22 protein-coding genes are annotated in these 21,939 nt (G+C 45.1%); 12 read left to right on the top strand and 10 right to left on the bottom strand.

Annotated features, from left to right (window positions below; genetic code table 11):
• The first annotated feature begins 53 nt into the window (after positions 1-53).
• Both M3180_RS08185 and M3180_RS22720 read left to right on the top strand, forming a co-directional pair.
• Entirely contained in the window at positions 54-1,550 is a 1,497-nt protein-coding gene (locus M3180_RS08185; protein ID WP_251666874.1) for a sensor domain-containing diguanylate cyclase, read from the top strand.
• A 63-nt stretch (positions 1,551-1,613) separates the two neighbouring features.
• Positions 1,614-1,742 (top strand): hypothetical protein, encoded by a 129-nt coding sequence (locus M3180_RS22720; protein WP_285855668.1) that lies wholly within the window; start codon positions 1,614-1,616, stop codon positions 1,740-1,742.
• A gap of 90 nt (positions 1,743-1,832) precedes the next feature.
• Here the strand turns inward: M3180_RS22720 and M3180_RS08180 are convergent, their stop codons facing one another.
• The gene (locus M3180_RS08180; protein WP_251666873.1) at positions 1,833-2,633 is read right to left on the bottom strand and encodes a TIGR00266 family protein; all 801 of its coding nucleotides are present in this window, start codon (positions 2,631-2,633) and stop codon (positions 1,833-1,835) included.
• A 149-nt stretch (positions 2,634-2,782) separates the two neighbouring features.
• On the opposite strand from M3180_RS08180, the gene M3180_RS08175 reads away from it, so the two are divergent.
• Positions 2,783-3,403: a DUF3298 and DUF4163 domain-containing protein gene (locus tag M3180_RS08175; RefSeq protein WP_251666871.1), complete on the top strand. Its 621-nt coding sequence runs from the start codon at positions 2,783-2,785 to the stop codon at positions 3,401-3,403.
• Between the two features lie 55 nt (positions 3,404-3,458).
• Here the strand turns inward: M3180_RS08175 and M3180_RS08170 are convergent, their stop codons facing one another.
• The gene (locus M3180_RS08170; protein ID WP_251666870.1) at positions 3,459-4,376 is read right to left on the bottom strand and encodes an aldo/keto reductase; all 918 of its coding nucleotides are present in this window, start codon (positions 4,374-4,376) and stop codon (positions 3,459-3,461) included.
• A 281-nt stretch (positions 4,377-4,657) separates the two neighbouring features.
• Between M3180_RS08170 and M3180_RS08165 the strand changes: the two genes are divergently transcribed.
• Entirely contained in the window at positions 4,658-6,277 is a 1,620-nt protein-coding gene (locus M3180_RS08165; RefSeq protein WP_251666869.1) for a glycoside hydrolase family 9 protein, read from the top strand.
• Between the two features lie 165 nt (positions 6,278-6,442).
• Here M3180_RS08165 and M3180_RS08160 read toward each other — a convergent pair whose 3' ends face one another.
• Together M3180_RS08160 and M3180_RS08155 are read right to left on the bottom strand one after the other, a co-directional pair.
• On the bottom strand, positions 6,443-6,844 hold the full coding sequence (locus tag M3180_RS08160) for a secondary thiamine-phosphate synthase enzyme YjbQ (protein WP_251666867.1): 402 nt from the start codon (positions 6,842-6,844) through the stop codon (positions 6,443-6,445).
• A gap of 20 nt (positions 6,845-6,864) precedes the next feature.
• Positions 6,865-7,176 (bottom strand): YbjQ family protein, encoded by a 312-nt coding sequence (locus M3180_RS08155; RefSeq protein WP_251666865.1) that lies wholly within the window; start codon positions 7,174-7,176, stop codon positions 6,865-6,867.
• Between the two features lie 263 nt (positions 7,177-7,439).
• Between M3180_RS08155 and M3180_RS08150 the strand changes: the two genes are divergently transcribed.
• From M3180_RS08150 to M3180_RS08130, 5 genes are all read left to right on the top strand, one after another.
• Positions 7,440-8,129 carry a sensor histidine kinase gene (locus tag M3180_RS08150; protein WP_251666863.1) on the top strand — a complete coding sequence of 230 codons (690 nt, stop codon included), beginning with the start codon at positions 7,440-7,442 and terminating at the stop codon, positions 8,127-8,129.
• Between the two features lie 226 nt (positions 8,130-8,355).
• Complete coding sequence (locus tag M3180_RS08145; RefSeq protein ID WP_251666861.1) at positions 8,356-9,306, top strand: metal ABC transporter solute-binding protein, Zn/Mn family; 951 nt, start codon at positions 8,356-8,358, stop codon at positions 9,304-9,306.
• A 1-nt stretch (position 9,307) separates the two neighbouring features.
• Complete coding sequence (locus M3180_RS08140; protein ID WP_251666860.1) at positions 9,308-10,042, top strand: metal ABC transporter ATP-binding protein; 735 nt, start codon at positions 9,308-9,310, stop codon at positions 10,040-10,042.
• 3 nt (positions 10,043-10,045) lie between these two features.
• On the top strand, positions 10,046-10,963 hold the full coding sequence (locus M3180_RS08135) for a metal ABC transporter permease (protein ID WP_251666859.1): 918 nt from the start codon (positions 10,046-10,048) through the stop codon (positions 10,961-10,963).
• Positions 10,960-11,847, top strand: a complete 888-nt coding sequence (locus M3180_RS08130) for a metal ABC transporter permease (RefSeq protein WP_251666858.1) — start codon at positions 10,960-10,962, stop codon at positions 11,845-11,847. The genes M3180_RS08135 and M3180_RS08130 overlap by 4 nt, the downstream gene beginning before the upstream one ends.
• Before the next feature lie 184 nt (positions 11,848-12,031).
• On the opposite strand, the gene M3180_RS08125 is transcribed toward M3180_RS08130, so the two are convergent.
• The 4 genes from M3180_RS08125 to M3180_RS08110 form a co-directional block, all read right to left on the bottom strand.
• Positions 12,032-13,399 carry a sugar porter family MFS transporter gene (locus tag M3180_RS08125; protein ID WP_251666857.1) on the bottom strand — a complete coding sequence of 456 codons (1,368 nt, stop codon included), beginning with the start codon at positions 13,397-13,399 and terminating at the stop codon, positions 12,032-12,034.
• A gap of 127 nt (positions 13,400-13,526) precedes the next feature.
• A complete protein-coding gene (locus M3180_RS08120) occupies positions 13,527-14,861 on the bottom strand; it encodes a response regulator (protein WP_251666856.1) in 1,335 nt (444 codons plus the stop codon).
• Positions 14,861-16,300 carry a sensor histidine kinase gene (locus M3180_RS08115; RefSeq protein ID WP_251666854.1) on the bottom strand — a complete coding sequence of 480 codons (1,440 nt, stop codon included), beginning with the start codon at positions 16,298-16,300 and terminating at the stop codon, positions 14,861-14,863. The genes M3180_RS08120 and M3180_RS08115 overlap by 1 nt, the downstream gene beginning before the upstream one ends.
• A complete protein-coding gene (locus M3180_RS08110) occupies positions 16,297-17,265 on the bottom strand; it encodes a substrate-binding domain-containing protein (RefSeq protein ID WP_251666853.1) in 969 nt (322 codons plus the stop codon). The genes M3180_RS08115 and M3180_RS08110 overlap by 4 nt, the downstream gene beginning before the upstream one ends.
• A gap of 245 nt (positions 17,266-17,510) precedes the next feature.
• Between M3180_RS08110 and chrB the strand changes: the two genes are divergently transcribed.
• The 3 genes from chrB (at position 17,511) to M3180_RS08095 (ending at position 19,490) form a co-directional block, all read left to right on the top strand.
• Positions 17,511-18,083 (top strand): chromate efflux transporter ChrB, encoded by a 573-nt coding sequence (gene chrB, locus M3180_RS08105; protein ID WP_251666851.1) that lies wholly within the window; start codon positions 17,511-17,513, stop codon positions 18,081-18,083.
• Entirely contained in the window at positions 18,083-18,628 is a 546-nt protein-coding gene (gene chrA, locus M3180_RS08100) for a chromate efflux transporter ChrA (protein WP_285855667.1), read from the top strand. Before chrB ends, chrA begins: the two co-directional genes overlap by 1 nt.
• A 61-nt stretch (positions 18,629-18,689) precedes the next feature.
• Entirely contained in the window at positions 18,690-19,490 is an 801-nt protein-coding gene (locus M3180_RS08095; protein WP_251666849.1) for an HAD-IIA family hydrolase, read from the top strand.
• A 220-nt stretch (positions 19,491-19,710) separates the two neighbouring features.
• On the opposite strand, the gene M3180_RS08090 is transcribed toward M3180_RS08095, so the two are convergent.
• Entirely contained in the window at positions 19,711-20,739 is a 1,029-nt protein-coding gene (locus tag M3180_RS08090) for an NADH:flavin oxidoreductase/NADH oxidase (RefSeq protein WP_251666848.1), read from the bottom strand.
• 264 nt (positions 20,740-21,003) lie between these two features.
• Positions 21,004-21,852: a TetR/AcrR family transcriptional regulator gene (locus tag M3180_RS08085; protein WP_251666846.1), complete on the bottom strand. Its 849-nt coding sequence runs from the start codon at positions 21,850-21,852 to the stop codon at positions 21,004-21,006.
• Positions 21,853-21,939 lie beyond the last annotated feature (87 nt).

The following is a 21,939-nucleotide window of genomic DNA, read 5'->3' as shown; positions in this document are numbered from 1 at the left end:
CCATGATTTCGATTGTTTTAACTTTTTTTAGCAGCACCCTATCGGGTTATGAGATGAATAAAAGAAATCTGATCGATAGCACGCTAGAAACTAACCGTGTGTATGCCCAGAAGCTTTCTAACACGACTGATGTGTTTTTTAATATGACCTTGAACACCTTTGAATACAGTGCACAGCTATTAGCACCTATCATGCTTCGTGATGATGACGATCGAGAAGTACAGCTGCTTGAGGAAGCGAATAGACTCAAGTACCAGACGAATACATTGAATTCCATCATCATTGCAGCAGCAGACGGTGAAATACTAGCCACCTCTCCTCATACCTTAGATCTAATTGGAGACACGCTGAACTCGGAGGGTGGAAAACAGGCTTTTGCAGAGCAGAAGCCACTTATTTCGAAGCCTTATAAGGGGATAACTGGTCGGTATATTATATTTATCTCTTATCCTATTTTCGACGAGCAGAAGCAATATTTGGGGCTTGTTGGCGGTACCATTTATTTAATGGAAGACAATGTGTTATACGAATTGTTAGGCGATCATTTCTATGAGGATGGCTCCTATGTGTATGTGGTTGATCCGGATGGAAGAATTATTTACCATGAGGATCACGATCGGATTGGTGATCTCGCTGATCAAAATCCAGTCATTCAAGAGCTAATCAATACTAACAGCGGTGCACAGAGAGTTATTAATACAAGGGGTGTCGACATGCTTGCAGGCTACTCCTATGTGCCGACCTCTGGCTGGGGTATCGTATCTCAGCGTCCGACAGATGCAGCGCTTGTTGCTAATCAGAAAATGATTACGCGAATGATATTGAATGCACTGCCATCGCTGTTGTTGTCCATACTGTTAATCTTTCTAATCTCACGACTAATCGCAATGCCGCTTCAAAAACTGGCTATCCTAACGGAGGATAGCACGCGCAACAATCAAAAGGATCGATTGTTTAGAGTAAAAGCCTGGTATTATGAAGCTATACAATTAAAGCAAGCTCTTACTTACAGCTTAGGCTTCCTGCATGATAAGGTCGATCATATGACCCATGAATCTCAGACAGATGCATTAACGCAGCTTACTAATCGGCGTACGATGGACAAGCTGCTGGGTACTTGGATTGAGGAAAAGCGGTTGTTTTCCTTGATTGTCGTTGATATTGATCTGTTCAAGCGTATTAATGATACGTATGGTCATGCGGTTGGAGATGAGGTGCTTAAGTACTTGGCCAATATGATGGAAGCGACTGCTTCGCAATCTACAGTTTGTTGTCGTTACGGCGGTGAGGAATTTGTAATCCTGCTTCCGGAAGCAGGTATTAAAGAGGCCTTGGAATTAGCAGAACGCTTTCGTAAGCGAATAAGTGCACAAGAAAGCCCGTGTGGCGATGTTATTACTATCTCGGCAGGCATCGCATCATATCCAAGCGATGCAGACAATAAGGTTGATTTGTTCAACTTGGCGGATCAGCGTTTATATGAAGCGAAGCGCAACGGAAGAAATCAATGTAATGCTGGACCGGAGCTGATCGGTCCTCATGAACAATGATAATGATCTATCTGTATGTATAAGTTGTCGATAATCACACATAATAAGCTTGAGGTGATAACGATGGCCAAAAAAGGGATGAGAAGACCAGACCCTAAAGAACCGCATGGCACAGAAAGCAATCATAAAATGCGAATGCCTAAAAACGATATGCCGCCAGTACCTGAAATTCAAGGTAAAGCTAAAAACTAGAAATTATTATTTCGTTGTAAGCACAAGTAAGCCCTGCTCTGAAGAGCGGGGCTTACTCTCTTCATACCTCTTGAAAGGCGATGTATTATTCTAGTTGCTAAACAGATCAAATACGTTGCCAATACCGCCTTCACCCTTAGATTTTCCACCGCCACCCTTGGAGGCTGGTGCAGCAGCGAATACACGACTAGCGAGACGGCTGAATGGCAGAGATTGAACCCACACCTTACCAGGACCAGTTAGGCGTGCAAAAAACAATCCTTCTCCTCCGAATAACGCTGTTTTAATTCCCCCAACTGCTTGGATATCGTATTGCACATCTCTTGTCATCGCAACAAGACAGCCTGTATCAATGCGCAAGGACTCTCCAGGCTGCAGCACTCGTTCATAAATTGTTCCGCCCGCATGAACAAATGCCAAACCATCGCCCTCAAGCTTTTGCATAATAAAGCCTTCACCGCCAAAGAAGCCAACGCCTAGCTTTCTCTGAAATTCCACGCCAACGCTTACTCCTTTAGCTGCAGCTAAAAATGCATCCTTCTGGCAAATAACTTTACCTTGTAACTGGCTTAAGTCCATCGGAATAATCTTCCCAGGATAAGGGGAAGCAAAAGATACTCGCTGCTTATGTATGCCCTCGTTCGTGAACATCGTCATAAACAGACTTTCTCCAGTAATGATTCGTTTACCAGCACCAAGCACTTTACCAAGGAATCCGCTCGATTGACTGTTATCAGAGCCATCACCCATAATCGTTTCCATCTTGATATGATCATCCATCATCATTAAGCTTCCTGCTTCAGCTATAACGGTTTCACTCGGATCAAGCTCAACCTCAACAAATTGCATGTCATCTCCGTATAGCTTGTAGTCGATTTCATGATTGTTCATTTGTCAGCCTCCCAGTCTTTCGATATTTTATCATTCTCATCATACTAGATATTGGAAGTTATTTCTGTAAATTTTTTCTGATCTATAGAAAGTGACACAAGTGAAATGCCTATCGAATACGATGCTACTAAGAAAGTGAGGAGGATCGTATGACTGAGGTGTTTCCGGTTACGACTCATACACGTGTTGTTCGTGCCGGTGAAGAAATCGTAATCTATTACCCTGAAGTGGTTGGCCTAGCCGATCCTGCATGGCAACGAACGGTTAATACGATGATTGTCAAGCAGGCGCAAGATATGATTGACGAGCAAGTAGCGGGGGATATATCGACCGTTAACACATTAATTGGCCAATATGAGCTGAAAAATAATCAGCGCAATATATTTAGCTTGACGCAATCGAACTACTTATACCGCATGCAGGCAGCTCATGGGATGACCATATTGCGTTCGTTAACTTTTGATATGAGTAAGCACCGAGTATACACACTGAAGGATTTGTTTAAACCATCAAGTCCTTATGTCGAGCGGCTATCAGCGATTGTTGCCCAGCAAATTAAGGAGAGAGATATAGGTTTACTGTCTCCTTTTACAGGTATAGCTGCAGACCAATCGTTCTATATTGCGGATAAAACACTCGTGCTGTATTTTCAATTATATGAATTGACTCCCTATGTTTTTGGTTTTCCATTCTTCCCAATATCGGTATATGAGCTTAGTGATATCATCGATGAGGATGGCCCGCTGGGCATTATGGCCGCAAATATTTAGCTTATACAAGCAAACACTCCCCCTTCCAAGAAGGGGGAGTGTTTATGTTCTGGTGCTATGGCAAAATATTGCCTGCTGCTAAATATATAGCATACCAGTCCTCGCGAGAAAGGGTAACATCACCTGCTTTAACGCAATCTGCCAAGCGGCTAATGTTCATCGTTCCCGTAACAGGCTGCATTTTAGCAGGATGGCGAAGCAGCCATGCAATGGCAATCGTTGTATTGCTTACATTGTGCTTAGCTGCAACCTCATTGATTTTAGCATTCAGCTCAGGGAACTTTTCATTATCTAAGAATACGCCTTCGAAGAAGCCATATTGGAAAGGTGACCAAGGCTGAATAGTAATATCATTCAAGCGACAGAAATCTAGGATGCTGCCATCACGATTAACTGCAGCTTCATTTTCCATATTAACATTGAAGCCTTGTTTAATCATTGTTGTATTCGTAATGCTTAGCTGAAGCTGGTTAGCTACAAGCGGCTGCTTTACATATTTTTGTAATAGCTGAATTTGCATTGGATTTTGGTTGGATACTCCGAAATGTCTAACCTTGCCAGAGCTTTCTAGCTGATCAAAGGCTTCTGCAACTTCCTCTGGCTCCACAAGCGTATCTGGGCGATGAAGCAGCAATACGTCCAAATAATCCGTACGCAAACGTTGCAGTATTCCATCCACAGATTGAAGGATATGCTCCTTCGAAAAGTCAAACATCCCTTTACGAATACCGCATTTGGATTGTAGGATCAGCTTTTCACGAACATCATCGTTCATATGTACCGCATCAGCGAAGATGGACTCGCATTGTCCACCACCATAAATATCTGCATGATCGAAGAAATTAGCACCTAGCTCTAGCGACGATTGTACGAAGCGCTCTGCTTCATTTTTATCCAAAGAATTAATACGCATGCAGCCTACTGCAATAACTGGGACTTCAAGATTTGTTGTTCCAAGCTTCATGGTTCTCATTCATTCAACCTCCAAATGATAGATGTGCTGTACCAGCCGCGAGAAAGTGGCTGACAGGATGAACATGCTGGTCAGTCTACATGTATTTTGCCATATGGCAGAGATTAAACGCAATGGCATGATCGATGAATCATATGTTATAAGACTAGCATTAATCCATATGGTTCCATATAGTACATACAATAGAAGGCTGCTGTGCTACAATAATGAGCATGAATTACATCTTAATAGACAGCTTTATGTGAGCGCATACATACGTAACTTAAAACAAGGAGGCACGAATGATGAATGAGAAGTATATTGCAATTAACCAGCTTGGCTATCGCCCTAATGACGCGAAGCTTGCTGTGATTCAAGGTAAGCAAAGCAAGTACCGTTTAGTAGCGATCGACTCAGAGGAGGTCATCTGGGAGGGAGAAAGCTCTGCTGAGCAGTATGATGAAGCGAGTGGAGTGACGGTATGCAAGCTTGACTTCTCTCATGTTACTCGTGAGGGTAGGTATCGTATTGTAGGAGAGGAAGGTAGCTCCTGGCCGTTCTCTATCTCTTCGCATGTGTATGAAGATGTTCAGGTTGCAGTGCTTAAGGCGTTCTATTACTTACGCTGTGGTGAAGAGTTGACCTCCGAGTACGCTGGGCCTTGGGCTCACGCTGCTTGTCATCACTCGCTCGTTCATGTGCATGGACAGCCCGAGCTGACCTTTGACGGTACAGGAGGCTGGCATGATGCTGGAGATTACGGCAAGTATATCGTTGCGGCAGGTAAAGCTATTGCCGATCTGTTACTTGCCTATGAGCTATATCCTCAGACCTTCAAACGAAAAGTACCCCTTCCGGAAAGTAATGACGTCATGGATGATCTGCTTCATGAGGTTAAGGTTGAGCTCGATTGGATGCTTAAGATGCAGGATGCGGCAACAGGCGGTGTATATCATAAGCTGACAACATTGCAGTTTCCACCATTAGATATGATGCCTGAGGATGACACGTCTGATTTATATGCGATGCCGATATCAGCTACCGCAACTGCTAGCTTTGCCGCTTCCATGGCGATGGCTGCCAGAGCTTATGCAGCCTACGATGAGCATTATGCCGAGCGCTGCTTGTTGGCAGCTGAGCGTGCTTGGCAATGGCTAGAGGAGCATCCGGATGTTGAAGGCTTCCGCAATCCATCTGACGTTGGTACGGGAGAGTATGGGGATTCGCAGGATGAGGATGAGCGTTACTGGGCCGCTGCTGAGCTATATCGAGCAACTGGCAACGATAAATACCACGCTGCTTTCCTTCGTTATGCAAAGCGAAGCAGCTTCAATAAAACATCACTCGGCTGGGCAGATATGGGCGGGTACGGAACGATGAGTTACTTGCTGTGCGAGCATAAGAGGGAGGAAGCAATCGTCAGTGAGCTGAAGCAAGCATTATCCTCACGCGCGGATCAGCTTGCTGATGTAAGCAGTAAGGATGGCTACAGTATCTCCATGCTGCCAGAGCAATATCGCTGGGGTAGCAATATGGATGTTATGAATCACGCGATGCTTATGCTGTTCGCGCAGCATGTCGAAGGACATCAACGCTATGAAGGCGTTATTGCAGCACATGTGCATTATTTGCTTGGGATGAACGTTAATGGCATAAGCTACATTAGCGGATACGGACATTCTGCGATGACCCATCCGCATCATCGTCCTTCTGTAGGAGATGGAGTAGATGCTCCTGTGCCAGGCATGGTATCAGGCGGGCCTAACAAAAATCTGCAGGATGAATATGCAGCGAAGCATCTTCAGAATCGAGCGCCAGCTGCTTGCTATGCGGATCATGAGGATAGCTACGCAACGAATGAGGTTACGATTTATTGGAACTCTCCGGCCTTGTTTGTGCTATCTCATTTCACATCGCTATAAACGCCAAAAAAACAGGTGGATTCCTTTCCACCTGTTTTCTTATATGTGCCCATATGCGGATTAACATGCATTGTAAGATGATAAATCGACATCATATGACGACAGCCACTGCTAATGGCTCCGCTATGATATGTTATTAATAGGCTAAGACATAAGCGGTTGTGCTTAACCAGCCATTACTTTTATGGTTACCTGCCGAGTGCGTGGACCATCAAACTCGCAGAGATATATGCCCTGCCATATGCCTAGAATTAGCTCGCCTTTATGTATAATTACGGATGCGCTTGAGCCGGTCGTTATTGCTTTTAGATGGGATGCAGTGTTTCCTTCTGCATGACGATCAAGCTCGTGGTGCCAAGGATACAGTTCATCCAATCGACGAAGTACATCAATAACGACATCTGGGTCGGCGTTTTCATTGATTGTAATTCCTGCTGTTGTATGAGGACAATAGACAATTACCTGTCCTTCCTTCACTCCGGTTGAACGTACAAACTGCTTCACTTGACTTGTAATGTCAATCATAGCATCGCGCTTTTGCGTAGAAATGGTTAAGGTATGAATCATGGCAATTGATCAACCCCTTCTTAAATGCGAACAGCCGTACCGCTGACAGCCACCATGAGCATTCCTTCTCGAATGACCTCATAATCAATGTCTACACCAATAATCGCATTCGCACCAACTCTTTCAGCCTTGGCCTGCATTTCTGCCATAGCAGCATCGCGTGCTTCCTGAAGCTTGCTTTCGTATGCTCCGGAGCGACCACCTACAATATCAGTGATAGAAGCTAGGAAATCACGAACAACGTTAGCCCCCATAATAACTTCGCCTGTTGCTACACCTAGGTATTGCTTCACAGGATATCCCTCGATTGTTGAAGTTGTTGTAATAATCATCGTATTCCTCCCTATCGATATAAGTCCATCTGTTCTTGCAGTTCTAGTTCTTATACTATAGCATAACCGAATGAATATACATAATCTGGGATACTGATCAACAGTCTAGAGATAAGAATTTCAGATAGGAAGATAGACAAGCTTATCGAGCTAGGAGTTACCTAATACGAAGTATAAGCAGTTTACATGAGTAAAAGTAAAAGCAGCTATACACGGAGTGGTAGCAGCGATGATATACGATAGAGGAATTGGAGAGTGAAAGTATGCTAAAGGATCTTTATACGAATCAGAAAGAACAGTCAACGGTTACAGTTTACATGCGTCAGCTAGAACAAGAAAAAATCAAACTAGCGAGAGAATTGCACGATACAGCATTACAGGAGCAGGTCATTGCGTTGCGTGAGCTTGATGCGCTGCTTGAAACACCGGAGATGGCGAATAAGCTGGAGCTTAGAAAAAAAATAATGCGTATTCGTGAGCAGCAGGCCAGCAGTATCTATTTACTGCGTGAATTTTGTCAGACACAATATGCTCCAAGATTAGCGGAAGGAGAGCTGAAGAGTCAGCTGCAGTTTTTACTAGATCGATTGCAGCTTCGTACGTATTTAGAGATCGACTATATGAATAGTTGGCCAGAGTACGCACTAGGAGGAGAGCGAGCGCTTCATGTGTATCGTATTATTCAAGAGCTGCTCCATAATACTGAAAAACATGCAGATGCGAGGCGAGTGAAGCTAATGCTCTATCAAGATCATAGCTATTATACGCTTGATTATAGTGATGATGGCAACGGCATGGATGAGATCGATCTGAGTGCTTGGTCTAAGTTTGGATTGAAGGGCATCTATAGTAGAGCGGAATGTTTACACGCCAATCTAAAATTTATAAGTGCAAGGCAGCAAGGCTTCCAGTGCATACTGCGAATTCCGATCCTGGCTGATTATGACGAATAGCTTGTACATAAAAAAATTGAATAGATTGTGCATAGCACATAGAAGGCAGGCACCAATAGTCGTTGATATTGGGATCTGCTCTTTTTTTTGTGTTCTATATTGGTTCAAGCCATAAGTATTGCTTTAATCTATAACTATTGTTTGTGGCTATAAATTTTGTCTATAACAAAAAATGTTGCACTAGAGCAAAATTGATCATATACTAAGTTTAAATTAATTGGAAGGGATGAAGAGAATGAAAACATTGCGTAGTACGGTGGTGCTGCTTATTGGACTTGTCATGCTGCTATCTGCTTGTCAGGCTGGTCAAGATAATAAAAATGCTGATAATGACGGCAAATTAAACGTCGTTACAACGATCGCTCAAATCGCTGAGCCGCTGTCTGTCATTGGAGGGGATCTCATTTCCGTTACGAGCTTAATGGGGCCAGGCGTTGATCCGCATTTGCACAAGGCAACGACGGGAGATATTGCTAAGCTAGAAAAAAGCGATGTAATTTTCTATAACGGACTACATCTTGAGGCGAATCTACTTGAAGTATTCCATGAGATGGGCAAAAGTAAATCAGTCGTTGCGATTGGTGAGGCAGTAGAGGAAGCGCGTTTACTTAAGGATGAAACTGGAGCGAAGGATCCACATATTTGGTTTGATATTGAGCTTTGGAAAACGGCACTGGGCGCGGCAGTTGATGAGCTAATTGTTAATTTGCCAGAGCATAAGGAGCAGCTAAAAGCGAGCCGCGATCAATATTTCTCACAGCTCGATCAGCTGAAGGATGAAAGCAAGCAGAAGCTCATGCAGATTCCATCAGAGAAACGCATACTCGTTACGGCTCATGATGCATTTGGATATTTCGGCGCAGCGAACGGGGTTAGCGTGATCGGTTTGCAAGGGTTAAGCACAGAGGATGAGATCGGCTTAAGTGATATTGAGAACACCATTGAGATATTAATGGAGCACCAGGTTCCCGCTGTCTTTATAGAGAGCAGCATTAATCCAGACAGCATCAATGCGGTCATCGAGGGTGCTAAGCAAAATGGTCTTGATGTTCAGCTTGGCGGAGAGCTATTCTCGGATGCAATGGGAGCCGCAGGAACGCCGGAAGGAACCTATATCGGGATGTATGCACATAATGTTGAGACCATATCAAAAGCATTAACAGGTAAGGGTGATTAATATGGATGCCGCTATAGTGGTAAATCATTTAAGTGCTGCATATCGCAAAAACGAGGTGCTGTCAGAGATCAGCTTCAAGGTAATGCCAGGTACGTTAACATGTATCGTTGGACCAAACGGTGCAGGGAAATCAACCTTGATCAAAACGATGCTGGAGCTGCATCCACGTACAACGGGAGAGGTTAGCTTTTTAGGTCAATCCTATCGACGCGCAAAAACAAAAATTGGCTACGTGCCACAGCGCGGATCCGTTGATTGGGACTTTCCTACAAATGCCTTAGACGTTGTGCTTATGGGGCTATATGGAAGAATCGGATGGCTCAAGCGGCCGCGCAAGTCACATCGCGATCAAGCAATGGAAGCGCTGCGTGTAATGGGTATGGAGCAGTATGCTGATCGGCAAATCAGTCAGCTGTCAGGCGGTCAGCAGCAGCGGGTGTTTCTAGCGAGGGCACTTGTTCAGGATGCAGAAATCTACTTTTTAGATGAACCGCTCGCAGGTGTAGATGCTGCCACGGAGCGTATCATTATGGATACACTGCAGCAATTGAAAATGAAAGGCCGAACGGTGATGGTCGTTCATCATGACCTGCAGACAGTAGAGGATTACTTCGATCATGTGCTGCTGCTCAATCGTACGGTCATTGCGCACGGCGCGACAGCTGATACGTTCACGGATCATCAGCTGCATCGTACGTATGGCGGTGCATTGCGCTGGATGAGAGAGAAGGTGTAGACGATGAATTTTCTGTCTTACAATGCACAGTGGGTGCTGCTCAGCACCTTGCTGCTAGGGATGGCCGCGGGAGTGGTTGGGGTGTTGTCTTATTGGAAAAGGCAAAGCCTAATGAGTGATACTCTATCTCACGCTGCGCTGCCTGGCGTTGTGCTTGGGTTTATTGCAGTAGGCACGAAGCAGCTTCCTGCGATGCTGATCGGAGCTGCCATTAGCGCACTGATCGGAGCTTGGCTTGTGCTGTGGATTCGAAGCTCCTCCAGAGTGAAGGAGGATGCGGCGATGGGCATTGTACTTTCCGTATTTTTTGGACTCGGCATTATGCTGCTCACCTATGCTAATCGTATGCCAGGCGGTGGTCAGAGCGGGCTTGATAACTTTATATTCGGGCAGGCGGCCTCAATGGTCCGCAGCGATGTGATGCTGCTTACTATTTTAGCCATTAGTGTGATTTTCCTTGTCTATCTTTTTTTTAAGGAATGGAAGCTTGCGTTGTTCGATCCAAGCTATGCTCAGGGGCTTGGCTTATCCGTTAAATCAATGAATATCCTGTATACATCTCTTCTTGTGCTCGTAATTGTTATTGGCATTCAAGCGGTAGGTGTCATATTAATCGCAGCCCTCATGATTATTCCGGCAGTGAGTGCGCGTTATTGGACAGATTCCTTTGGACGAATGCTCGTGCTCTCTGCAATATTTGGTGGAGGAGCGGGTGTGTGCGGCACGCTACTCAGTACGCTGGGGAAGGGCTGGCCTACAGGTCCATTTATCGTTGTAGCCGCCGCAGCGATGTTTGTCATCAGTTTGCTGCTCGGAACGAGCAAAGGCTTGTTAGTTATACTATATCAACGGAAGCGTGCGCAGCTTAAGAGACAAAATACAATACTGGCAGAGCAGGCAGTGGAAGGAGGGAGAGGATGAGCTATACAGCTTGGATTCTCCTTGCCGCTTCATTGGTTGGTGTAAGCTGCGGGCTTGTCGGTGTGCTGCTTATTCTTAGACGAATGGCGATGATGGCAGATGCGATTAGTCATACGGTACTGCTAGGTATCGTTGTTGCTTATCTAGTTACCCTGCAGCTAAGCGGAATTCATATGTTTATCGGCGCGGTCGTAGCGGGGTTGTTAACCGCTGTGCTTGTACAATGGTTCCACCAGCTTGGTGTGCAGCAGGAGGCTTCTATCGGTATTGTATTTACAACGCTGTTTGCCATCGGTGTTATTCTTATTGCGACGAAGGCAGGGAATGCGCATCTGGATGTTCAGCACTCACTTATGGGCGAGATTACGTTTATCCCATGGAATAAAGTGCTGCTGCCTCTCGTAGGTGAAGTGCCGAAAGCCGTTGTTAGCCTAGTCATTGTATTGATCGTCATCTTAACTGTTCTATTGCTATTCTATAAGGAATGGAAGCTTACGTCCTTTGACGCTGTATTCGCCGCAAGCATCGGAATACCAGTTACGCTCATGCACTATGTGTTCATGTCCCTTGTTTCCATTACAAGTGTAGCAGCGTTTGATGCAGTAGGTGCGATACTCGTTATTGCGATGCTCATTACTCCAGCATCTGCTGCTTACCTATGGACAGATAAGCTTTCTATTATGCTTGTGCTAAGTAGCATCTTTGGAATAATTTCAGCCTTTAGTGGCTACTATATGGCAGTTTTGCTCGATACCTCCATCTCAGGAGCAATGGCGTTAGCGACAGGGATTATCTTCTTGATCAGCTTTATTGGAGCACCGCGCCATGGTGTGATTGCCAAGCATCGCAGAGGTCATGCGAAGTCAACAGCTACGATCAATTGAAGCATATGGCTATGACTGCAAGGATTGTGATGAGCTGGGAGCTGGGAAATACGTATTGTTAACGTAGAAGCAATATATGAAGAAGGACTGTATTGCAGGAGGCTCTATGAAGAAGGGGCATATGCACTTTAAAAGTGCATATGCCCCTCTTCATCCTATATTCAATGTGTATGCTGCATGAGCATTATTTTGCCCAAAGTGTTTCGATCTTCTCGAGCGGTATATCCTTCGTCTCGGGAACCTTCTTCCAAGTGAAGAAGAACGTGAAGACGGACAATACAGCAAAAATAATAAAGGTTGGTGATGCCCCGATCGATGTAAGCAGCGACGGGAACGATTGAGAAACGATATAATCTGCAATCCATAACGACATAGAACCGATAGCAGTCGCTATGCCACGCACATGGTTCGGGAAGATCTCAGACATGATCACCCATACGACTGGACCTAATGATACAGCGAAGGATGCTACATAAAGCAGTAGGAAGATCAATAGAACCGTGCTGTTAATTTGCTCAGATTGGAATGCAAAGGAAATAACGAGCAAACTAATGGCCATGCCAGCAGAGCCGAACATGAGCAGCTGCTTGCGACCGACTTTATCGATCAGCCAAATCGCTAATATCGTGAATACGAAATTAATAAATCCAACAAAAATCGTTTGCGTAAGTGCAGTGTTTGTACCTGCACCCGCTGCTTTGAAAATCTCAGGAGCGTAGTACATTACAGCGTTAATACCTGTGAATTGCTGCATCACAGCAAGCACAATACCAACAATTAGAGCAGCTCTTAACGTAGGGCTCTTAAACAGCTCTGAGAATGTGCCTTGCTTTTTCTTAAACGATTGCTCAATATCAACAATTTCCTGTTCAGCAAGCGCTTCTCCGTGAATCTTCTTCAGAATGACATTTGCTTCGTCACGACGCCCCTGCTTAACGAGCCAGCGCGGGCTTTCTGGTACAAAGAATAGAGCAACGAGAAAGATAAGTCCAGGTATAGCGCCAACCCCGAACATCCAGCGCCATGAGCTTTCTACCTGCCATACGGAATCCCCACTATTAGAGATCCATAGGTTAACGAAATAAACAAGGAATATACCAGTAACGGTAGCTAGCTGATTCAAAGCTACGAGACGCCCACGGTACTTGGTCGGAGCGATTTCCGCGTTGTATAGTGGACAAAGGGTAGAGGTGATACCAATGCCAAGTCCTCCAATAATACGGAAAATAATATACGTGTTAAAGCTCTCTGGTGTAGCAGATCCGATACAGCTAACAATAAATAAGATAGCGGCAGCAACGAGCACGCGCTTTCTACCGAATTTATCACTTAGCACACCTGCAAAGGCAGCACCGACAATACAGCCGACGATTAAGCTGGATACAGCCCAACCTACCTGAAAATGATTCAGGTCGAACTTTTCTTCCATAAATCCAATAGCTCCTGATACAACGGCAGTATCGAAGCCAAATAATAAGCCGCCAATTGCGGCAACGATAGATATAAGTGTAACAAATTTAAGTGTTGAAGCTTGTTGTTGTGTTGATGTCATTGTACACTCCTTCCAGCACAAGATTATGCTTTTTTCATGGTCGAGTGTTATTCTAGCATGATATTTTGCTGCTTGGCTGAGGAGATATCTTCACTTATTTGTCGAATGCTAGCACATTTTTAAGAGCTTATGTTGACGATTGTTTTGCGCGGTATTCAGATGGCGTAATACCAGTCACCTTCTTGAAGACGCGGCTAAAATAATTGGGGTCATTATAGCCAACAAGATAGCATATTTCCTTTAGGCTAATATCCTTTTGACTCATCCAACGCTTAGCATGCTCAATACGGATGCGCGTAATGTGATCGATAAAGGTTTCTCCAGTCTGCTGCTTGAATACTTTGCTAAAGTAGTACGGATTCAGACGAACCTGCTCGGCAACCTCCTCAAGCGACAGCTCACGCTTATAGTTTCGATTCATATAGCTGATTGCTGCATCAATGACCGAGTAGGTGTGCTGCTCTCGTTCTTGTCGTATGAGCTTGATTGCTTGCTGAACATAGGCATATTGCTCGGCCTTGTTCTGCAGCAGCGGCTGCGGGCTGTGGTGCTCAATGTGCTGGAAGCTGCTGCTCGCTTGATGTCCTGTAGCGGTAGTGGAAGCAAAAACGGCCTCATAATAGGAACGCCGGGCACCTTGTATATGTTCATGGCTCGATCCGATGCCGATCATGACTTGCTGCTGCGGCGCACAGCTCTTAAAGCTGTCAATGAGTTCACTGCTCCATCGCTCTGCTTCATCCTGTAGCTCCTCGGAGCGTATAGATTCATCACCAGATAGAAACAGTGCAATATGCTCGTTCACCAGTGTACTGCTAAAGCTATAATAACGGCTTGACTTTAGCTGCAGCTGCAGCGTCCTGACCTGCTGTACAAGCTCCTTGGCTAGCAACTCACTGTCAGGAAGTGCAATAACGAGTGCACATACCTGATCAAGCGGCAGCTGCAAAGAGTCAGCCATGCTGAGCAGCTCTTGCTCATCAATCGTCTCAGCGATTAAGCCAAGTGCAAGCTCCGACTTAACTAGCGGAATGAGCTCTACAAGCTGCTGCTCACGAGCTTTTGTGCTTTCTGCTGCCTCTTGCTCCTGCTTGATGTCAGCGATCAAGCGTTCAACAAGCGCGGTGATTTCCTGCCGCTTGGCAGGCTTAACGATATAGTCGTTTGCCCCGAGACGCAGCGCCTCCTGCGCATAATCAAAATAATCATAGGCTGTGACAAGCACGAACTTGACCTGTGGTGATTCTGCTTTTATGGAGCGGAGCGCTAGCAGGCCGTCCATTCCCGGCATGCGAATGTCCATAAAAATAATATGAGGCTTATGAATGCTTGCTTTTTGGATGGCATCTCTTCCGTTCTCGGCTTCAATAATATCCAAAGGCTCTTTTATCATATTTGTCATAATCCAGCGCATGCCTTCGCGCTCGAGCGCTTCATCATCGACAATCAATATACGATACATTATAAATCTCCCTTCTGACGCGGGATACGTAGTGTGATTGATGTTCCTTCACCTTCACGACTGTCTATCTGAACCTCGTGCTGCGCTCCATATAAGAGCTGTAAACGCCGAAATACATTACGAGTTCCTAGTCCAGTAGATTGGTGTGGTTTGCTCTGCTTAGCTGATGCTGTCTGCCTTTGCTCATAATCGAGCAGCTGAGCCTTTGTATGTTCATTCATCCCTATACCGTTATCCTCGATAGTAATCCAAGTGAACTCGGTGTTCCCGTAAATGCGCAGCGTGATCACTGCGTTGCGCTCAAGCTGCTCTATGCCGTGTACAAATATATTTTCTAGCAACGGCTGCAGCGTAAGCACAGGAACAGTAGTATCGAGCTGCTCTTCGTCTATATCCGTCTCGAATTTTACTCGATCTCGATAGCGAGCTTGTTGAATATAGAAATAATCGTTCGCGTGCTTCACCTCATCGCGCAGTGGAACGGGCGTATCGAGCTGCTTGAGGTTATAGCGAAGCAAATTAGCCATCGCGACCGTTAGATCGCTTGTTCGCTCTGCGCCTTCAATAAGCGCAAGCTTAGACATTACATTCAAGGAATTGAAGAGGAAATGAGGATTGATCTGACTTTTAAGCACCTCTAGCTCCATCTCCTTAAGCTGCTTGTCCTTCTCTAGTGTTTCCTTTTGCGCAGCAATATATTGTTTAAGCTGCTGCTGCATTTTCTTGAATGCAGCACCTAACCGATAAAAGTCACTTTGCTTCGAATATTGAGCTACAGGCTGATCAAGATTGCCCTGTGCTATGCCTTCTGCAGTTTGGGCAAGCTGACGGATTGGAGCTGAGATGGAAGCTGATATTCTGTAAGCGAGCCATAAGCATAGCAATGTAACGCCGATCAGCAGCATCATGCCAGATATCCTCATCTTAGCCACTTGACTTCGAATTTCCTCTGACCGTTCTTCATAAGCTTCTAGCTCTAACCCAATCATGCGATAGCTGTCCTCGATAATGTACGCCGATAGCAGCTCTGCTTGATCGAGATACGATGAGTAGAGCAGGGTGTTTTGCGTAGAGGAGGCAAGAAGTAATTGCTCCACCGCTTGATATCCATCAATTAATGCTTGATAGCTTAAGGCATCCACCATTCCGTTGGCAGGCGGGCCATAGTCCTTCAAGCGAAGGATCTCATTGTTCATCTGCTGGGAACCTTGCTGAAAAGCGTCATAGGCATCCTTAGAATGTGTCGTTAGCCATTGATCTGCAAGCTGAATATGGTTCTGTATGTATTCATTCAAACGTTCATAGACAAGTAAACGCTCTTGTAGCTGGAGGTAGCTCGTATTGACCTGATTGCTGCTGCTAAACAACAAATAACTAATACTTCCATTGATTAGAAAGAGGAGCGGAATGACGATAAAAAGCATATTTCTAATTTTCATCGTTGCACCTCGTTCTGCTGCTCTGCGGTAAGAACGTAGGTAGAGATAAAGTTTTGTTCAGCATAGGGCATCCCTTCCATCGAGTGATGAAGCACTTCGATAGCTTGCTGACCAATGATATCCGGCTGTTGTACGATGCTCCCAACAATTCTACCCTGCTGAATAAGCGACTCCGTATTGAGCAAATTATCAAAGCCAAACACAGCGATATTCTTATGACCTGCTGCATCAAGACCGTCTACAATACCGATTGCATCCAGTCCGCTCAGACCGACAAATACATTAATATGTGGGTATTGCTGTAGTAGATCAACGGTCATCTCGGCAGCCTGCAAGCGTGAGATGTTAGAGGTGCGTACTTCGACAAGCTCAATATGCTGCTGGTCTGCTAATGCGTTTTGAAACGCTGCAAGTCGCTCCGACTGATTATGTGCATAGCTGCCGATGATCACACCGACATGCAGCTCTTTCTGCTTTATCTTTGATAGCATAAGCTGTGCTAGCTGTTTGCCAGCTAATTCGTTGTCTGTGCCAACATAAGCGATGCGGCTGCTGGATTCAACATCTGTATCAATCGCAATCATCGCAATGCCACTGTCCTGTGCAAGCTCGAATAATGCTTCCTGACCCTGGAGTCCTTGTGTAATAATTGCATCTGGTTTTGCTGCAATAGCTTTTTGTAGCAATCTTGTCTGCTCATCGGGATCATGGCGCTGTGGTCCGACGTATTGCAGCATATAACCATAGCTTTTTGCTTGCTCAGCTGCCCCTTCCTTGAGCAGCTTCCAGTAAGGAGTATCGAGCTCTTGAGCGATAAGAATAACTCTTTTTGCTGCTTGCTCAGCTGTAGATCGATCATTAAGCTCTGCAACGGTGCTATGGATGTTGATTGCTGAATCTATGAAAAAGTACAGCGATGTAAGCACAATGATCGATAAAAGGATGGATATGAAACGTCTAGCCATTCGATATAGTCCTCCGTCAGTCTATCTCTTTCAGTGTTCGTAAAAACTGTTGTTGATTATACCGTCAAAATGAACCTAAGACAAAATGTTTATTCTGTCTAATTAGTGGCAGCAGCTGACTTTGTTCATTATGCGACTATAAATGTGTTATCGCTGTTGTATAATGAAGGAGGCAGTCAAGCTTGAGCTAAGAGAAAAGAGGGCTGCTATAGATGCTAAAGTGACAAGAATGGAGAAAGTTCATAATGGGACAATACAGGCAAATCATATGGGGCATGATGAAAACAGGTGTGATTGGCTTTGGCGGTGGCCCTTCCGTTGTTCCGCTTATTCGCCATGAAGCAGTGCAGCAATATGGCTGGCTAAGCGACGAGGAATTTGCAGAGGTATTTGTGCTAGCTAATACGTTACCAGGACCTATTGCGACAAAAATGGCTGGTTACTTAGGTTATCGCCTAAAAGGTACACTGGGGGCAATTATCGCTGTGCTCGCTCATATTCTTCCTTCTTCGGTAGCGATGATTATTTGTATGTCGATGGTTAAATTTTTTAGCAGCTCGCCGATCGTTCAAGGCATGATCAGTGCAGTTGTTCCTGTTGTAGCCGTAATGCTGGGCATGATGGCTTATGAATTTGCCGAAAAAGCTGTGAAGGGCTTAGGTATAGCTGCTGGAATCGCGTTTTTTATTATTGCAATACTGCTGCTGCAGTGGGTAGAGCTGCATCCTGCCATTGTTATTGTTCTATTCATAGGCTATGGCAGTATACATTACCGCTTAAAGGCTACCCTGCATAAGCTTAAAGGAGGCCGCTCCTAATGGATTGGATTGAGCTTGTATGGCTTCTGCTCGGCTTTTTAATCGCAAATATTTTAGGCTATGGAGGCGGCCCTGCATCCATACCACTAATATACGAAGAGGTTGTTAACAAATACGCATGGCAAACGTCCAATGAATTTTCAAATATTATCGCATTAGGCAATGCGTTGCCTGGACCGATCGCTACGAAAATTGCCGCCTATGTTGGCTATGATGTGGGAGGGATCGTCGGAGCGATTGTTGCGCTTGCAGCTACAATTGTGCCTTCGATTATTGCATTAATCGTGATGTTAAAGCTTCTGCAAAAGCACCGCGAATCGAAGATAGTTAAGGGCATTAGCTTGCTCGTGCAACCCGTCATTGCGATGCTGATGGTCGTATTGACGTGGCAGATGGCCAAGGACTCGATGGTCGATATCGGATGGCTGCAAACGATTATTATCGCAGCAGTAGCTTGGTGGGCGATGGCGATCAAGAAGCTTCATCCTGCTCTTGTCGTACTTGCTGCATTTATATACGGTGGTGTTGTTTTACCGATGATTTAAGGCAGCATGGAATGACTATCTGATCATGTTGAAGGAAGCGATGTAAAGGGGAGATGGGGATATGGAGAGTGTTAAAGGGTTTATTATCGATCTGGACGGCACAGTCTATACGGGACAGCAAGCGATATCAGGCGCTATTGAGGCTGTAAATATACTTAAATCACTACATATACCGTTCGTATTCTTAAGTAATCGTGGTAATTATTCAAGAGCAATGTGCCGGGAGAAGCTGAATCGCATGGGTTTAGATGTTGAAGCTGATCGAATATTATTAAGCTCTACCGTGACCGCTGCATTTTTACAGAAGCATTATCCCGGAGAAGCAGTTTGGCCATTCGGTGATCCAGGCTTGGAGGAGGAGCTTCGTTCGCATAACGTAGTAATCGCTAATGAGCCTGAAGAGGCAAAGTGGCTTGTAATTACGTTGCATGAGAGCTTGACCTACGAGGATCTAAACAAGGCATTTCGCGCGGTAAGACATGGAGCACGCATTATTGCAACAAATGAGGATAAGATGTTCCCTACTGAGCAAGGGGATAGTATTGATGTTGCTGGAATGATCGGCGCTATCGTTCACGCAACAGGAGTGGAAGTATCCCATGTAATGGGGAAGCCGTCAGCGATGATGGCAGGTGCAGCACTTACAGTGCTTGGACTTGAGCCATCGGAATGCATCGTTGTCGGTGATAGCATGACGTCAGATATTGGACTAGGCAGCAAGCATGGGATGAAAACAGCACTCGTTCTAACAGGCAATGCAACTCAGCAGGATGTAGCACACGCCCAGCAGCAGCCGGATTATGTCAGCGATGATTTGCTGCAGCTTGTCCATGCCTATACAGCAGCTTGTGGCTACCGTTAGAAGCTCATATGTGGAACTTATCCAGATGTAGGACGGCGACTAGATGATCGAAACCATAGTGGCTACACGTAGACGTTATGTAGCTGTGCGATAATGTTTATATGTAAGAGAGAGCTTAAGTGAGAACTTGAGTGATATCGTGCTTAGGTGTACGACAAAGGTAGGGCTCTGCATCAGACCGTAGGCTGATGCAGAGCCCTTCTAGTTTATGTTAAATTTTTTACATACCGCGCTCATATTGTACGGGTGGATTCACAGTGCCAGTCAGTTCTTTAATGGCATGCAGTGTCCAGTATGGGTCATTAAGCATGCCGCGTCCAATTGCGATTAGATCGGCTTCTTGGTTAGCGAGCACCTGCTCAGCTACGGCTGGTTGCTCCAGCTTGCCTACAGCAATAATAGGTAGTTCAGGGAATGCATCCTTGAATGCTTTAGCTAACGGTACCTGATAGCCAGCGTGATGTCCGGGCTGTACGACAGATACGGGGCCTTCACCACCTGAAGAAACGTGGAAGCTGTCTACACCAGCAGCGTGATAGCGCTTAGCGACCTCGATGGCGTGCTCAACCTGATAACCGTCCTTCATATATTCCATGGCAGAGATGCGGAATAAGAGCGGCATGTTTTTCGGCATGACGCTGCGCACGGCTTTAACGACTTCTTCGCCGAACAGAGCGACATCCTGACCATATTGGTCATCGCGCTTATTAATGCCAGGTGAATGGAATTGATGAATGAGATATCCATGAGCGCCGTGAAGCTCGATGCAGTCAAAGCCAGCAGCGACAGCTCGCTCCGCAGCTTCTTTGAATCGAAGCACCATGTCCTGTACTTCCTCAGTCGTTAAAGCATAAGGCTTAGGCGTTGTATCATCGTGTGTAACGGAGATGCTGGAAGGTGCAACAGGAAGCTCAGCATCCTGTGCTTTACGACCAGCGTGTGCAATTTGTATACCGATCTTTGCACCATAACGATGCACAGAATCAACGATTTGCTTAAATGCAGGAACCTGCTCATCTGACCATAGGCCGAGGCAGCGATCGGTAATGCGTCCACGAGGCTCTACGTTAGTCATCTCTACAATAATTAGACCTGTACCGCCTATTGCTCGTGAGGCATAGTGAATCTGATGCCATTCTGTCGGAATTCCGTCATGTGCCTCTACAGAGTACTGGCACATCGGAGCCATGACAACACGGTTTTTCAGCTCCATTCCTTTTATGTGAAAGGGTTGATTAATGTAAGTCATGTGATCTCAGCCTCCTTTAAAGTAATAAAATTACTATAAGCTTTGTTCGCAATGATTGCAATGCTCTGAGGTTAGGTCTTCTGTATGAGTAAGGAAAAGAAGAAAGGGGGAATATTAACAATTGTTGAAGTTGAAAAAATACGAAACGTAACAGCTATAAATTCGTAAAACGAACTCAGAAGGTAAGTGGACAAGGATGGCAGCAGGCGCAAGCTGAGCAAGCGCCAAGCTTTACATATTGTGAAGCAGCGGGCTAATGCTAGATCACTTTTGATGCTGGTAGTGATTCACTAAGGAAACAATATAATAGCTGCTTGCGTATTGGTTCAGATTGTGCAGCATCCCTTGAATTAAGGCAGCACTAGGATGCTCGCTCGTCAGCTCGTTCTTTAAGATGTGAAGCGATTCCTTCTCTAGATCACTTGTTGTCATTTGCTCTACGGAGTTGATTTGCTCGACGATATAAGAAAGCGTGATCTGCTGTGAGTTGTTCACCTTGAAACATTCTGGATTCATTAGAAATACGGCGCGTGAGTGCTTGGCGAGAATATTCGTTTTGTCGACGAGGCTCTGCGATAAAGCAACGATATCAACTGGTGTGCGCTGCATCAATACATATTCACAATAAGATTTAATAAACCCTTTTACGCAGAGCATAAGATCGTATTTGGTACGGGCGACAGCATCACCATAGATCGATTCGAGCAAGGTAAGGATCGAGTATGAAAACTGCTCATCATAAAACGTAAACTTGTGGAAAAGCTCATAATTAACCTTACGCAGCTGACCCGTTTGGTGGATTTGCTCTGTGAAAAAGATTAACGCAAAGCTACGATGGCTATTAACGAATTCGAATATGCTGGAGTAATAAAGAAACAGCTTATGTTCCCCGTCTACAGCGCTGTTGACCACGCGGTCAATCTTTGTACCAAAATTGCTAATAATGTAATCGATAATGGCTAGAATCAATTGATCCTTGGATTTAAAATCTAGATAAAAAGCGCCTTTGGATATGCCGCAGTGCTTTGTAATCTCTTGTATTGATGTGGCTTCGTAGCCCTTTTCTGCAAATAGCTCGATTGCTGTATCCATAATTAATTGTCGCTTAGACATAATTTTCACCTCAACTTAGGTCTGTGTTGACATATGACCGTCCGGTCATTAGTATAAAAAATAGAGAAAAAATAGTCAAGAAAGGAT

The sequence above is a fragment of the Paenibacillus camelliae genome (assembly GCF_023715345.1).
Classification (GTDB): domain Bacteria; phylum Bacillota; class Bacilli; order Paenibacillales; family Paenibacillaceae; genus Pristimantibacillus; species Pristimantibacillus camelliae.
Note: the sequence above shows the minus strand (reverse complement) of the source record. Positions and strands in the feature narration are given on the sequence as shown.